The organism is Nocardia brasiliensis NBRC 14402 (assembly GCF_000308475.2).
In the GTDB taxonomy this organism is placed as follows: domain Bacteria; phylum Actinomycetota; class Actinomycetes; order Mycobacteriales; family Mycobacteriaceae; genus Nocardia; species Nocardia brasiliensis.
On record NZ_BAFT02000104.1, the window covers coordinates 32,206 to 45,595 of the forward strand.

Consider the following 13,390-nt stretch of genomic DNA (forward strand, 5'->3'; position numbering starts at 1 on the left):
ACGGTGAACCCCGCGACAGGTGCATGCCGCGGGGTTCACCGTTGCGGTGCCGAGGGTTTCAGTCGTGGCCGGGGTTTCAGTCGTCGCGGAACTGTTCGATACGGTGCGACAGCTGCTCTGCGAAGCACTCCTCCCACACCGTCGACTCGGGCTGATCGAGCACGGGACGTGCGCGCCGGCGCGGCGCGGGACGCGCGGTGGACGTCTGGTGCGGGTCGCCGCCAGGCCTGGATTGCAGCGCCAACAGCTTTACACTCCAGCGGATATAGTCCTCGACGCTCATGCCCGCGCAGTCGGCCGCCGCGCTGATGGCGCGCCACTGGCCCTTTTTCACCCGCACGGTGATCTCTTTGTTCTTCATACCCGCCGTCCCGATCGTCTTTCTCACCGTAAGCCCCGTCGCGCGATGTTCAAACGCGCTGTGGCCGCGACCATTCGGTGCCGCGCGGCATCAATCGTCATCCGGCAGTACGCCTTCGCGTAGCTGGGTGAGCGTTTTGGTGAGGATGCGCGAGATCTGCATCTGGGAGACGCCGAGCCGTTCGGCGATCTGGATCTGAGTCTGTCCGCGGAAGAACCGCAGATGCAGGACCAGGCGCTCGCGGGCCGAAAGTTCGTCCAGCAGCGGTGTGACGGCGAGCGCTTCGTCGGTCAGCTGATAGCCCGGATCCTCCCCGCCGAGCAGGTCGGCCGCGCTCGGCGCGTAGTCGTTGTCGTTGTCGTGCGCCGAAGTGTCGAGCGGATCGCTGGTGTAGGCATTGGCGGCGAGCATCGCCTGGGTCACCTCGAGCAGATCGACGTCGAGTTCGACGGCGATCTCCAGCGCGGTGGGCATCCGGGACAGCCGGTGACAGAGCCGTTCCACGGCGGGCGCGAGCATCAGCTGAATTTCCTTGGTGCGCCGCGGAACTCGCACCGACCAGCCGAAATCACGGAAGTGGCGGCGGACTTCGCCCATGATCGTCGGGACGGCGAAGGCCAGGAACGGTGTCGCACGCGCCGGGTCGTAACGGTCGACGGCGGCGACGAGCCCGAGGCTCGCGACTTGGAACAGGTCGTCGTAGTTCTCACCGCGGCCGGTGTAGCGCCGGGCGATGTGCTCGGCCAGCGGTAGACACCGCCGCAGGATCTCGGCGCGCAGCCGTTCGTACTCGAGCGAGCCGCCGCGCAAGTTCGCCAGTTCTGCCAACACTGGCTCGATCCCGTCGTAGGAATCGTTGCCGCGACCGCGACGTGGGCGAATCCGACGGGCGGCAGGGGACTGGATGGTCATGAGGAACCTTCCGTGCGCGACGCATTCGCCGTGAGGCACTGCTCTCGGGTTGAACGCCCTCATTCGACACGTCGCTCGGTTCAGCCTCCCAGCCGCCGAGCGGTGGCGTCTGTCCCGATAACGAAGTCTTGCGCTGACTCCAGCCGGAAAACGAAAACCAGACGCGTTGCGTTCCATGGATCGTGCACCGGACACCGGCCCGCAACGTCACGTAACACGTTGCTCGCCATCGCGATTCAGTACATACAGGCGAGGGCAGGACTGTGCGATGCGGGAACTTGTACTGATCTGGTGGTGGTCGCGATCGCACCGTCGCCACGTGCGGCAGTTGGCTGCGCCGCCCAGGTTCCGGTTGATCCGCCCGCTCTTGGGTGCGGCGGCGGCCCTGGCGCTGGTCTTCGGCGGTGCTGCCGCGTTCAGTTACCAGGCCGATCCGCCCTACGATCCGGGACAGCGACAGTGGACGATCTGTATGCCCGTCGTCGTGCAGCCGTTGCCGCCGGCGACGGGACAAACCAAGCCGTGTGCCGGTGCCGGTGCTCGCCCGCGGTAATTCGGTTGCCGGGGATCGATGGCCGTGGGTGAAATATCCGGCATGGTCACCCAGGTGCGCCCGGTACAGCGATCCGTCCGGATCGGCGCTCTCGTTCCCCGCACCCGGCCCGGCTGGGTCGAAGCCGGTGCGCACCTGCTCGCCGGTCTCGAGCTGGCGGTCGAGGACATCAATACCGCGGGCGGGGTCCTCGGACGACCGCTCGAACTGGTGGTCCGCGATACCGCGGCAGATCCGCAGCGGGCCGTCGCGGCCGTCGACGAACTCGCTCGCCTCGGCGTGGCGGCCCTGGCCGGGGAGTATCACAGCGTGGTCGCGCGTACCGCTGCCGCCCGCGCCGACGCGCTCGGCCTGCCGTTTCTGTGCTCGTCCGCGGTCCTCGACGAACTCGTCGAGCAGCCGACGGACCGGGTCGCACGGCTGGCCCCACCACAATCGCGTGGCTGGCAGACCTACGCGGACTTCCTGCTCCGCGCGGGCCGCGACCGCATCGCGGTAGCCACCCAGCCGAGCGTCTACTGGGCTGCGGGGACGCGCATCCTGCGGGAGTACGTCGCCTCCCGCGGCGGTAGCGTGCGCGAACTCGATACCCGAGTGCTCGCCCCGGCGGCGCTGTGCGACGCGCTGGTCGAGCAGGGCGCGACCGCTCTGCTCCTGTTGGTCGGCCACCCGGACCCGGCCGTGCCGATCGTCGAAGCCGTCCGGCGTGATCCGCGGCTGCACGAGATTCTGCTCGGTGCCCCGGCCGGGCAGCCGGAGTTCCCCGGATGGACGAAGGCCCTGGGTGACGGCGGAGCCGGAATCCCGTTCCTGCGCTACCTGCCGGAGCGGCTCAGCGCCCTCGGCGACCGAGTCGAGCCCCGGCTGCGTGCGCGGTTGGGGACGGCGCCCTCGTTCGTCGCATTCGAGGGCTACGACACGATCACTGTTCTCGCCGAGGCGCTGCGTAAGCCCGGTGTGGGCATAGCCGAGTCGTGGGCTCGGGTAGCCGTGGAAGGCACCCGCGGATCGATCGGCTTCGCCCGGGTATCCGGCCTGAATATTTGGCAATGGGCGGGTGCGCCGATCCAGATCGTCGATCGGGACCCGGCCGAACCCGAGCGCTTCCGCGTCCTGCACACCCGTCCGGCCGAGTAGCCGCGCCCGTCCCGAAGCAGCGCACCCCTTCCGTGTTCCCGCACGCGCTGTGCCACGCCGGAACGGGTGCAGTGCATCGGAAGGGGTGCGCCGAGTCAGCGGCTGGCGGCGACCTCGTTCCGCCTCGATGCGTGCCGAGGTCGGCGGTGCCGACCGGTTCAGCACCCACAGCGCCACCGCGCAGGCGGCGCCGATCACTGTGAGGACGGCCCAGATCAACGCCGGGCGACCGGATTCGGTGAGCGCGTCGAAGAGAGCGCCGGTGCTGAGATTGCCGAGCAGGATGCCGGTGCCGACGATCGTGTTGTAGAAGCCGTAGTGGGTGGCCACGATCCGGCCGCCCGCGAGCGTGACGACAGTGTCCATCTCGCAAGGGAATACGGCCGCGGTGGCGAGGGCGAGCAGTGCCGCGCAGAGCAGGAGGGCGGCCACGGCGACCGGTTTGCCGCCGAGGACTCCCGCGTTCGGTGCACACAGCAGTGGCACGAAAGCGGCCGCCATGATCGCCATCCCGACCACCAGCCCGCGACCGGAGCCGCCGCGCCGCGCGAGCCAGCTGGTCACCGGCAGTTGCCCGGCGAGGGCGACGACGCCGCTGACCGCGAAGATCGCCGCGATCAGCCCGGTGCCGGATTGCGCTGAGCCGCTGACGATTCCGGCTTGCAACGGCAGCGCCAGATACACCTGGAAGGACAGCACGTAACAGCCGACCATGACGATCGAGAACAACAGGAACGGCCGATTGCGCAGCACCGTACGCCAATCGGCGAGCACCGAGGCACCTTCGCGCGCCCGGTCGAGGTCGCGGGTGGGCAGCCGGCGCAGCTGAACGGCGGTGAGTGCGGCGAACACGACCGCGGCCACCCCGGCGGTGGCGCGAAAATCCCACGCGGTCAGGGCCAACCCCACCAGCGGCCCCGCGAGTATCCCCGCCTGATAGAAGATGTTGAACATCGCGAAGGCCGCCACCCGGCGTTCGGCGCCGGCGTCCGCGGCGAGGTAGGCGCGCACAGCCGGGTTGAACAGCGCGCCGGCGAAACCGGTCGCCGCCACGGCGATCAACACGGCGGGCAAGGTGTTCGCCAGCGCCAGCAGCGCGAAACTCGCGGTGCGCAAAGCACACCCGGCGACAATGAGCGGTTTGTAGCCGAACCTGTCGGCAAGGGTGCCGCCCACCAGGAACATGCCCTGCTGGGCGAAATTCCGCACGCCGAGCACGAGGCCGACCGTCCACGCTGCCATGCCGAGCCCGCTCGACAGGTGCGCGGCGAGGTAGGGCATCAACATGTAGAAACCCAGATTGATGCCGAACTGGTTGACCATCAGCACCTGACTCGGCCGGTCGAAAGCGGTCCAGCGGCGCCACCATCCGCTCATCGGGCGAGCGCCGTGCTCGGCGCGACGACGGTGGTGCAGCGCGTCCAGTGCCGCACCACCTGCGCGTGCGGGTCGTCGACCAGGTCGGGTTCGGCCGGCACCGGCTGATCGAAAAGCCCGTGCTCGGCGCAATAGTCGTTGTTGTAGACGGTGTCGGTGTAGCGGTGCGGCCCGTCGGGGAACACCGCGGCGATCCGGGTGCCGGCCGGTTGGGTGCGTGCCAGCCAGCCCGCGACCAGCGTCACCGCGCCGACGCTCCAGCCGCCGCTGCAATAGTGGGTCGAGGCCAATGTTCTTGCCGCCCAGACCGCTTCGTGCGGGGCGACCCAGTGCACCTCGCTGAAGGCCGGATAGTCGACATTGGCCGGATGGATGCTCGAGCCGAGCCCGCGCATCAGCCTGCTCGCGGCGGGTTGCCCGAAGATGGTCGACCCGATCGTGTCCACGCCGACCAGGCGCAGGTCCGGTTGGAAGCGGCGCAGCACCCGCGCGACCCCGGCCGAATGGCCGCCGGTGCCGACCGAGCACACCAGGACGTCGATGTGCCCGAGCTGGGCGAGCAGTTCCAAGGCCAGCGACTGGTAGCCGTCGACGTTGTCGGGGTTGTTGTACTGGTCGGGGCACCATGAATCGGGTTGTGCGGCAAGCAGTTGCGCGACCCGATCGCGCCGGGCCTGCTGCCAGCCGCCGACCGGGCTCGGCTCGGTGACCAGGTCGATGGTGGCGCCGTAGGCGGCCAGCATGCGCCGTAGCATCGGTTCCATCCCGGGATCGGTGACCAGCGTGACCGGATGGCGATGCACGATTCCCGCCAGCGCCAGCCCCAAACCCAGGGTGCCGCTGGTCGATTCGACGATCCCGGCGCCCGGCCGCAGCGCGCCGCGCGCGATGGCGCGTTCGACCATGTGCAGCGCGGGGCGGTCCTTCATCCCGCCGGGGTTGTGGGCTTCGAGTTTGGCCCAGAATCCGCGGCCCGCGGTGGCGAACGGTTCCCCGATCCAGAGCACCGGGGTGTCCCCGACGAGGGTCGCCGGTCGGCGGCTCTGCTCCTGGGGATGAAGATGGTTGGCGGACAAGACGACACGATCGACAACGGCACTGCACATGAGCGAACTCCTAGCGTCGAAGCGGCATCCGAGATGCCGTGCTGTATCGGACGAACCCGCGGGCCGGCGCGCCGAGATCCGGCGGCCGGCGGGGGTAGCCGTCAGCAGCGATCGATACAGAGATTTCGCAGAATGCCGCGTCCGTCGGGGGCGGCGATCCGCCACGTCCCCCAGCCGGCGAGCCACGGCCGGCTCGGATTCGCTTGTGCGTCAGCGTGGTCGAGATCGACGGCGGTGGTCGTGGCGGTGGGCTCGGCGGCGCGCTGCGGGATGCTCATGAGGCAGCCCTGATCGTGCGCGTCGGTGGGAGACTGGGCGTGGTGGGGCGTCCCGAGGGTCTTCTCCGCGGCCACCAGGGCTTGCGCGGTACCGGAGACGCCCGGCAGGCCGAGCACGCACATGAACAGTGCGTGGGCGAGCAACAGCGCGGACGCCGCGAACACGACGGCGATGCCTCGCCTGTGTGGTGCCTCGACTCGCACGGTCACAAGCGCCAACCATAGCCGAATCCGACCCCGTGTCGGGATACGCGGCTCCCCAGTGCCGGTCGCCGGTCTAGCCGCTGCCGCCGCGGTAGATCGTCGGCATGGAGCCGAGATCGGCGAAGTTGAGCTTGTTCTGCCCGTCGGTGCCGAACCAGGCCACGTAGGTGACGCCGTTGACGGTCGCGACCGCGGGCGGCCAGGGGCTGGTGTCGGCGAACTTCCACCGTTCGGTCTGCCCCTCGTTCAGGTTGTCGACGCCGAAGAGGAAGTAGAGATTGGTGTTCTTGCCGGTGTAGCCCGCCACGTAGCGGCCGCCGAGCGGGAACAGATTCGGGCCGCCGATGAGCCGGTCGCTGAAGGTGGCGCGACCGGGCGGCACGTTGACGCCGATATAGCGCGCGTTCAGATTGTTCGCGCTGTCCATGCCCGTCCACGCCAGCAGCACGCCCTTGTCGGGCCGGATCACCAGGCCTGGTGTGTCCACGCTCTGCTCGGCGGGTTCGGGGCTGCGTCCGTAGTGGCTGAACGGTGGATTCTGTGATTGCACCGCGTTGACCCGCAGATCGCGCTGGGCGGTGTAGGTCAACCACATCGAAACGTTGTCGGACTGCATGGCGGGCCCGCCGATCGGTGGTTCCAGCCACTGCCGGCGATCGTGATAGTCGACGCCGTTGTGCGACCACGCGAGCCACATGTTGCCGTCGGTGCGGGTATAGCCGAGGTACAGCAGGCCGGTTTGCGCATGGGCGGCCAAGGCCGGGCGCTGCAGACTGAAATCCGCAGGCAGAGGTTTCGCGTCGACGACTCCGTCGGCTTCCATTCCCGACGCCGCATACATGGTGCCGCTCTGCGTCGACCAGACCAGCACCAGCCGGTTGCCGAACACCGTCAAGGCAGGCGCGGCGATCGGCTGATTCGACGGCCAGAGTGTGCGTCCGGTGAACATATGCTCCCCCGATCCCTTTCGATTCCGAGCTACTCGAGGGCGAGCGTAGGTACCGCGCGGCGCGAAGTCAGGGCTTTGTGTCGGCCAGCGGACCGATCCTCGGGCGCCGCCGGATATTTCCCCCTGGAACAACCCCCGGTCCTCGGCTACGCTCCAGCAATTGAGCTGACGTCCGCCGGGGAGGCGGCTCGTGCGCGACGACGGGAGCGACGATGGTGGTGTGGACGCGTGCCGCGGCATTACGCGGCTACCAGGCTCTCGTCGACGATCTCGGTGGCGCAGGCGCGGCGCTGCTCGAACGCTTCGATATCGCTGCCGAAGCGGTCGAGAGCCACGACGCCATGGTGTCGAGCGAGGCGGTGGGGTGGGCGCTCGAGATCGCGGCGGCCGAACTCGGCTGCCCGGATTTCGGCTTGCGGCTGGCGGGACGGCAGCTCGACACGACCTCCGGACCGCTGGCCGTCGCGATCGCGCACGCCACGACGGTGGGTGCGGCGGTAACGTGCGCGTCCCGTTTTCTGTTCAGCCACTCCGTCGGTGTCTCGCTCGCGGTGGTCCCGGATCCACAGGGGCAGCCGGGTACGATCGCGATCAACTACCGTGACCCCGCCGAGTCGAACGGCTTCGCCCAGAGCATCGACCTGGCTGCCGGGACCATCCACCGCACCTTGCGGCAGGCCGTCGGAGGTGACTACGGCCTGCGGTCGGTCCACCTGCCGCATCCGCCGCTGGCGCCCGCGGCCCGCTACGCCGAATTCTTCGGTGCCGAAGTACGATTCGACGCGACGACCACCGTGCTGCGGGTGCCCGAGGAACTGCTGACCCGGCCGACCCTGGCGGGCGACGCCACGAAGTACGCGGTGGCCTTGGACTTCCTGACCGACACGTACTCCGAACGGGACAAGACGACGGCCGTCCGGGTGCGCTGCGCGATCGACGGATTGATCACCCACGCCAAACCCGATATGGCGGCGGTGTCCCGGGTCTTGTCCGTGCACGAACGCACGCTGCAGCGGGCGCTGGCCGCCGAAGGCACCACGTTCACCGCGGTCCTCGACGCGGCGCGCCGCGACATCACGTATCGGCTGCTGTGCGAGACCGAGCGGCCCATCTCGGAGATCACCAGTTTGATCGGCCTGGGCGAACAATCAGCGCTCACCCGGGCGACGCGTCGCTGGTTCGGCGCGACGCCGCTGCAGATCCGCCGGGCCGCGCAGGCCCGGCGCGGCGGCCCGGCACCAGCCAGATTCGAGCGGCGCAGCGCTGTCTCGATCGTCGGCAAGCCGGCTTGAACCTCGCGCCCGGTGTTGTGCGGGCGTCGCGGTCGATTGCGCGCTTCGACGCCGCGGCCTACGTTCGAGAGGTGCGAAAGATCCTGCCCGCCATGGAAATCCGGAAGGCGGTCGCTTGAGTCACGAGTCGAAGCAGATCATCGAGGAGTCGCTGACCGCCATCGGCGCCCCGCGCAGCGTGCTGGCGGCCGCGTACACCACAGAATTCGACGACGCGGTCCGCCGCAGTCACCGCCAGGCGGTGGCCGCGGTGGGACCCGACGTGGGCACGCCGATCATCGAGATCGATGGCGCGGCGGTGTTCGGGCCGGTGTTGTCGGCGGTGCCGCGGGGCCGGCGCGCCGTCCAACTGTTCGATGCCGTAACGGTATTGGCGGCGTGCCCCGCCTTCGCCGAGTTGAAGCGCGCCCGTACCGACGAATCCGAGCTGGGCTAGGCCGCCCGTCAGGCGATCTCGTAGATGGCGTAGGCGGCCCGCAGTACCGGTTGGGCCACATTGCGCACCCTGATCCCGCCGGGGGTGGTACCGCGTTCGGTGCCTGCGTGGGCATGGCCGTGTAAGGCCAGGTCGGCGGCGTGCGCATCAATGGCTTCGCCGAGCAGGTACGAGCCGAGGAACGGGTAGATCTCCCGCGGTTCGCCGTGCAGGGTGTCGCTGACGGGGGAGTAGTGGGTGAGCGCGACCGTGACATCGGTGTCGAGCTCGGCCAGCGCCGCGGCGAGCGAATCGGCCAGTGCGACTGTGTGACAGGAGAAATCGCGCATCTGCCGCTCACCGAAGATGCTCGCGCACTTTCCGGCGAAACCGCCGCCGAAGCCTTTCGTGCCCGCGACGCCGAGGGTCCGGCCGTGCACGTCGAAGGTGACGGAACTGCCTTCGAGCACGGTGATCCCGTGCTCGACCAGGAGCGTGGTGATCTCGTCTTCGGCGTCGCTGTGATAGTCGTGGTTGCCGAGCACCGCGACGACGGGCACGCCGAGTTCGGCGAATTCGGTCGCGACCACCTTGGCTTCCTCGACGGTCCCGTGGCGGGTGAGATCGCCGGCGAGCAAGAGGATATCGGCGTGCTCGGGCAACTCGCGCAGCGTCGGGCGCCACAGTCCGTGCGAGTCGACGCCGAGGTGTACATCGCCGACGGCGGCTATCCGCATGCGGCTCAACTCCTTCCGGTGTCGACGGAGCCCAGCGCCTCACTGACGCCGGGGCCGCCCGGCAGGGTGACCCGGACGTCGTTGTGGATGCGGGCCTGTGGCAGCTCTTCGCGCACCACGGTTTCCAGCTGTCGTTTGCGTTCCTCGGTGGCGACTTCGCCGTCGAGGGCCACCACGTCGCCGCGGATCGTCACGTGCACACCGAGTTCCGCGGTGCGCGGGTCCTCGGCGAGGGCGCGGCGCAGGTGCGCCACCAGGTATTGCGGCTGCTCCATCTATTCCACCTTTCCGGTGTCGGTGATGCCGAGATCGTCGATCAGGCCGAGGAATGCCCTTGCGTAGGGCGAGCTTTCGGTCTGCTCGCGGGTCGCCGGCCAATCGATCTGCTCGCGCAGGTCACGCGCGATGTGCAGCAGCGGGGCGAAGTCGAGCCGGTGCGCATCGAAGACCAGCAGTTTGTCCACCATCAGATCGGTGCCGCTGACCACGGGCGCGGAGGTCGGGCCGATCCGCATCGGGGTCGCGCGGTCGAGCAGCTCGTCGGTGACGTCGCGGTAGTTCGGCCGGTAGATCACGTCGATCAGGACGTCGCCCGCGTAGACCTTGCGTAGCCAGTCCTCGGGCGGGTCGCACACCCGCAGGCCGGCTTCGGCCAGGATACGTACCGCTTTGTCGCAGTCCTGTGGTTTGACGAAGATGTCCACATCGTGCTGCGAGGCCGGTCCGCCGCGCGCGTAGACCGCGCAGCCACCGGCCACCGCGAACTTGACCTCCGCCGCGGCCAGCGCATTGACGGCTCGGGTCAGTGCGTGCAGCAGCTCATCGATCGTGGCGACCATGGTGGGGCGATACCCGGTAGGCGGTCGACTATGCGGACCACCGGCGTGGTCGCCTCCCCGCCGCGCGGCGCCGGGTTTTCCGGCGGCGGGACGGGGTATCGCCCCGCCATGACCTCTGAAAGGGACGGCCGGGGTAGCCGCCTGGGTTTGCCCGATGTGATCTCGGTGGCGCTGTTCGACCTCGACGGGGTCCTGACCGACACCGCGGCGGTGCACCAGCGAGCCTGGCGAGAGGTGTTCGACGACTATCTCCGGCAACGCTGCGGGCCGGATTTCGTGCCGTTCTCCAGCGACGACTATCTGCGCTTCGTCGACGGCCGACCGCGGGCCGACGGGGTGCGGGAGTTCCTGCGGTCCCGCGATATCACGCTGCCGGAGGGGGAGCCGGACGCCGAGCCAGGTATGGACAGCGTGCACGCTCTGGGCAACCGGAAGAACAGTCTGCTGCTTTCGCTCATCGAGCGCGAAGGTGTCGAGGTCTATCCCAGCTCGGTCGACTATCTGGCGGCGGTCCGCGCCGCGGGGCTGCGGGTGGCCGTGGTGACGGCCTCGGCCAATGCCGCTGCGGTGCTACAGGTCACGGGGATCGCCGACAGTATCGACGTCCGGGTCGACGGCAACGATGTGGTCCGGCTCGGCCTGCACGGCAAGCCCGCGCCGGACGGCTTTCTGGAGGCCGCCCGGCGCCTGGACGTGCAGCCGGACGCGGCAGCGGTTTTCGAGGATGCGGTGGCCGGGGTGACAGCGGGTCACACAGGTGGTTTCGGGTTCGTCGTCGGTGTCGATCGAGTCGGTGACGGCAGGCATCGGCAGGATTTGACCGCGGCGGGCGCGGATGTCGTCGTGGCCGACCTGTCGGAGTTGAAGGAGCAGCGGTGACAGCGGACTGTCGTGGCTTCGAGGCGGATCCGTGGCAATTGCGGTGGTGTGGACTGGATCTGGCCGCGCTGAAACGCACGGAATCGATCTTCGCGCTGGCCAACGGGCACCTCGGCCTGCGCGGCGGCTTGGACGAGGGCGAGCCGGTCGGCGAGCCGGGCACCTATCTCAACGGCTTCTACGAGAAGCGCCGATTGCCTTATGCCGAAGTAGGTTACGGCTATCCGGAGCAGGGACAGACCGTCGTGAACGTCACCGACGGCAAGATCATCCGCCTGCTCGTCGGCGACGAGCCGATGGATCTGCGCTACGGCCACACCGAGGCCCACGAACGCGTGCTCGACTTCCGTTCCGGCACACTGCGGCGCAGCACGGTGTGGACCTCGCCCACGGGCCGGTCTGTGCGGATCCGCTCGCAGCGCCTCGTCTCGTTCACCGAGCGGGCCCTCGCGGCGATCCGGTACGAGGTCGAGCCGCTCGACGACGATCTGGATCTGGTGATCCAATCGGATCTGCTCGCCAACGAACCGCTGGCGGCGCAGCACGGCGATCCGCGGGCCGCGGCAAGGCTGGACCGGCCGCTGGTGTCCGATTTCGCCGCGGCCCGGGACTTCCAGGCGGTGCTCGCCCACCACACCGCCCGATCGGAGTTGCGGATGGCGGCCGCGATGGACCACGAGCTGACCGCGACGGCCACGCCGCGATGCGCGATCCACGCGGAAGCCGACCTGGCCCGGTTGACGATCGCGGTCGATGTGGCCCGGGGCGATACGGTGTGCTTGACGAAATACCTCGCGTACGGCTGGTCCAGTCAGCGCTCGACCCCCGCGTTGCGCGCGCAGGTCGAGGCCGCGCTGGCCGCCGGTATGGAGACCGGATGGGACGAGCTGCTCCAGCGTCAGCGCGCCTACCTGGACGACTTCTGGTCGAGCGCGGATGTCGAGATCGACGGCGATCCCGAGATGCAGCAGGCCGTGCGCTTCGCGCTGTTCCACGTGCTGCAGGCGGGGGCGCGCGGCGAGACCAGGGCGATCCCGTCGAAGGGGCTGACCGGGCCGGGCTACGACGGGCATTCGTTCTGGGACACCGAGACTTTCGTGCTTCCCGTACTCATCCACACGGTGCCCGCCGCCGCCGCGGACGCGTTGCGCTGGCGGCACACCACGCTCGACCTGGCCCGGCAGCGGGCCCGTGAACTCGGGCAGCCCGGCGCGATGTTCCCGTGGCGTTCGATCAACGGCGAGGAGGGCTCCGGCTACTGGCCGACCGGCACCGCGGCGGTGCACGTGAATGCCGATATCGCGGATGCCGCCATCCGGTACGTCACCGCGACCGGCGACGAGCGCTTCGAGCGGGAGTGCGGGGTGGAATTGCTGGTGGAGACCGCCCGCATGTGGACCGGTCTCGGCCACCGGGATTCGGGCGGAACCTTCCGGATCGACGGTGTCACCGGCCCGGACGAGTATTCGGCGCTGGCCGACAACAACATCTACACGAACCTGATGGCGCAGCGGAATCTGCGCGGGGCTGCTGCGGCGTGCGCGCGGCACCCCGACGTTGCGCGGCGTCTCGAGGTCTCCCCGGCCGAGATCGAGCGCTGGCGTGCCGATGCCGAGCAGACGGCGATGCCGTACAACGATGAGCTCGGGGTCCACGAGCAGTCGGAGGGGTTCACCCGCTACATGCGCTGGGATTTCGCCGCGACCCCGGCCGATCGCTACCCCTTGCTGCTGCACTACCCGTACTTCGACCTGAATCGCAAGCAGGTGATCAAGCAGGCGGACCTGACGCTCGCGATGTACCTGTGCCCCAACGCTTTCACGCCGGAGCAGAAGGTACGGAACTTCGACTACTACGAGGCGTTGACCGTCCGGGATTCTTCGCTGTCGGCCTGCGCCCAATCGATCCTTGCGGCGGAGGTCGGTAATCTGTCGCTGGCCTTCGACTACTTCGTCGAGTCCGCGCTCACCGATCTGCACGATCTGCACCAGAACGTCGCGAGCGGACTGCACATCGCCTCGCTCGCGGGCGCATGGAGCTGCTGCGTAGCCGGTTTCGGCGGCATGCGCGAGTGCGACGGCGAATTGCGTTTCGCGCCAAGGCTACCCGAGCAGCTGAATCGGCTCGCTTTCCGAATTCTCTGGCGCGGCAGTCGTTTGGCGGTCGAGATCACGCGGGACGCCGTCACCTACCGGCTGCTGTCCGGGGAGTCCTGCACCTTTCGCCATCACGGCGATGCGCACACCGTCGGGCAGGAACCACTGCTCCTGCCGCTCCCGGATACACCGAGCGAGTCCAAAGCCGAACCGCCGGATGGGCGCGCCCCGTATCGTCGCGCCTGAAATGCCGTC

14 protein-coding genes and 1 pseudogene are annotated in these 13,390 nt (G+C 68.9%); 6 read left to right on the forward strand and 9 right to left on the reverse strand.

Annotation, left to right across the window (positions count from 1 at the left end; all coding sequences use genetic code 11):
* Positions 1-76: 76 nt before the first annotated feature.
* Complete coding sequence (locus TY25_RS34915; protein ID WP_042263616.1) at positions 77-361, reverse strand: hypothetical protein; 285 nt, start codon at positions 359-361, stop codon at positions 77-79.
* A 90-nt stretch (positions 362-451) separates the two neighbouring features.
* Entirely contained in the window at positions 452-1,192 is a 741-nt protein-coding gene (locus TY25_RS34920; RefSeq protein ID WP_081869301.1) for a SigB/SigF/SigG family RNA polymerase sigma factor, read from the reverse strand.
* A 400-nt stretch (positions 1,193-1,592) separates the two neighbouring features.
* On the opposite strand from TY25_RS34920, the gene TY25_RS44320 reads away from it, so the two are divergent.
* Positions 1,593-1,826, forward strand: coding sequence for a hypothetical protein (locus tag TY25_RS44320; protein ID WP_081869302.1), 234 nt, complete (start codon positions 1,593-1,595; stop codon positions 1,824-1,826).
* Between the two features lie 42 nt (positions 1,827-1,868).
* Entirely contained in the window at positions 1,869-2,963 is a 1,095-nt protein-coding gene (locus TY25_RS42185; RefSeq protein ID WP_081869303.1) for an ABC transporter substrate-binding protein, read from the forward strand.
* Between the two features lie 108 nt (positions 2,964-3,071).
* On the opposite strand, the pseudogene TY25_RS34925 reads toward TY25_RS42185, so the two are convergent.
* The 4 genes and pseudogenes from TY25_RS34925 to TY25_RS34940 all read right to left on the reverse strand — a co-directional run.
* Positions 3,072-4,340: pseudogene (locus TY25_RS34925) on the reverse strand (MFS transporter); the annotation flags it as partial.
* A complete protein-coding gene (locus tag TY25_RS34930) occupies positions 4,337-5,446 on the reverse strand; it encodes a PLP-dependent cysteine synthase family protein (protein ID WP_042263620.1) in 1,110 nt (369 codons plus the stop codon). The pseudogene TY25_RS34925 and the gene TY25_RS34930, both read right to left, overlap by 4 nt.
* A 101-nt stretch (positions 5,447-5,547) precedes the next feature.
* The gene (locus tag TY25_RS34935) at positions 5,548-5,934 is read right to left on the reverse strand and encodes a hypothetical protein (protein ID WP_042263622.1); all 387 of its coding nucleotides are present in this window, start codon (positions 5,932-5,934) and stop codon (positions 5,548-5,550) included.
* Positions 5,935-6,001: 67 nt separating this feature from the next.
* Positions 6,002-6,877, reverse strand: coding sequence for a hypothetical protein (locus TY25_RS34940; RefSeq protein WP_042263624.1), 876 nt, complete (start codon positions 6,875-6,877; stop codon positions 6,002-6,004).
* Between the two features lie 212 nt (positions 6,878-7,089).
* On the opposite strand from TY25_RS34940, the gene TY25_RS34945 reads away from it, so the two are divergent.
* Positions 7,090-8,169, forward strand: coding sequence for an AraC family transcriptional regulator (locus TY25_RS34945; RefSeq protein ID WP_042263626.1), 1,080 nt, complete (start codon positions 7,090-7,092; stop codon positions 8,167-8,169).
* A gap of 115 nt (positions 8,170-8,284) precedes the next feature.
* On the forward strand, positions 8,285-8,605 hold the full coding sequence (locus TY25_RS34950) for a mycothiol-dependent nitroreductase Rv2466c family protein (RefSeq protein ID WP_174484645.1): 321 nt from the start codon (positions 8,285-8,287) through the stop codon (positions 8,603-8,605).
* 8 nt (positions 8,606-8,613) lie between these two features.
* Here the strand turns inward: TY25_RS34950 and TY25_RS34955 are convergent, their stop codons facing one another.
* Genes TY25_RS34955 through TY25_RS34965 form a run of 3 tightly spaced genes read right to left on the reverse strand, consistent with a single transcriptional unit; the run spans position 8,614 to position 10,160 of the window.
* Entirely contained in the window at positions 8,614-9,321 is a 708-nt protein-coding gene (locus TY25_RS34955; protein ID WP_042263628.1) for a metallophosphoesterase family protein, read from the reverse strand.
* Between the two features lie 5 nt (positions 9,322-9,326).
* Positions 9,327-9,596: a BON domain-containing protein gene (locus TY25_RS44325; RefSeq protein ID WP_042263630.1), complete on the reverse strand. Its 270-nt coding sequence runs from the start codon at positions 9,594-9,596 to the stop codon at positions 9,327-9,329.
* Positions 9,597-10,160, reverse strand: coding sequence for a nucleotidyltransferase family protein (locus TY25_RS34965; RefSeq protein ID WP_042263632.1), 564 nt, complete (start codon positions 10,158-10,160; stop codon positions 9,597-9,599).
* A gap of 108 nt (positions 10,161-10,268) precedes the next feature.
* Here TY25_RS34965 and TY25_RS34970 point away from each other — a divergent pair, with 108 nt between their 5' ends.
* A complete protein-coding gene (locus TY25_RS34970; protein WP_169744370.1) occupies positions 10,269-11,039 on the forward strand; it encodes an HAD family hydrolase in 771 nt (256 codons plus the stop codon).
* Positions 11,036-13,381, forward strand: coding sequence for a glycoside hydrolase family 65 protein (locus tag TY25_RS34975; RefSeq protein ID WP_042263634.1), 2,346 nt, complete (start codon positions 11,036-11,038; stop codon positions 13,379-13,381). The genes TY25_RS34970 and TY25_RS34975 overlap by 4 nt, the downstream gene beginning before the upstream one ends.
* Positions 13,382-13,390: the final 9 nt, after the last annotated feature.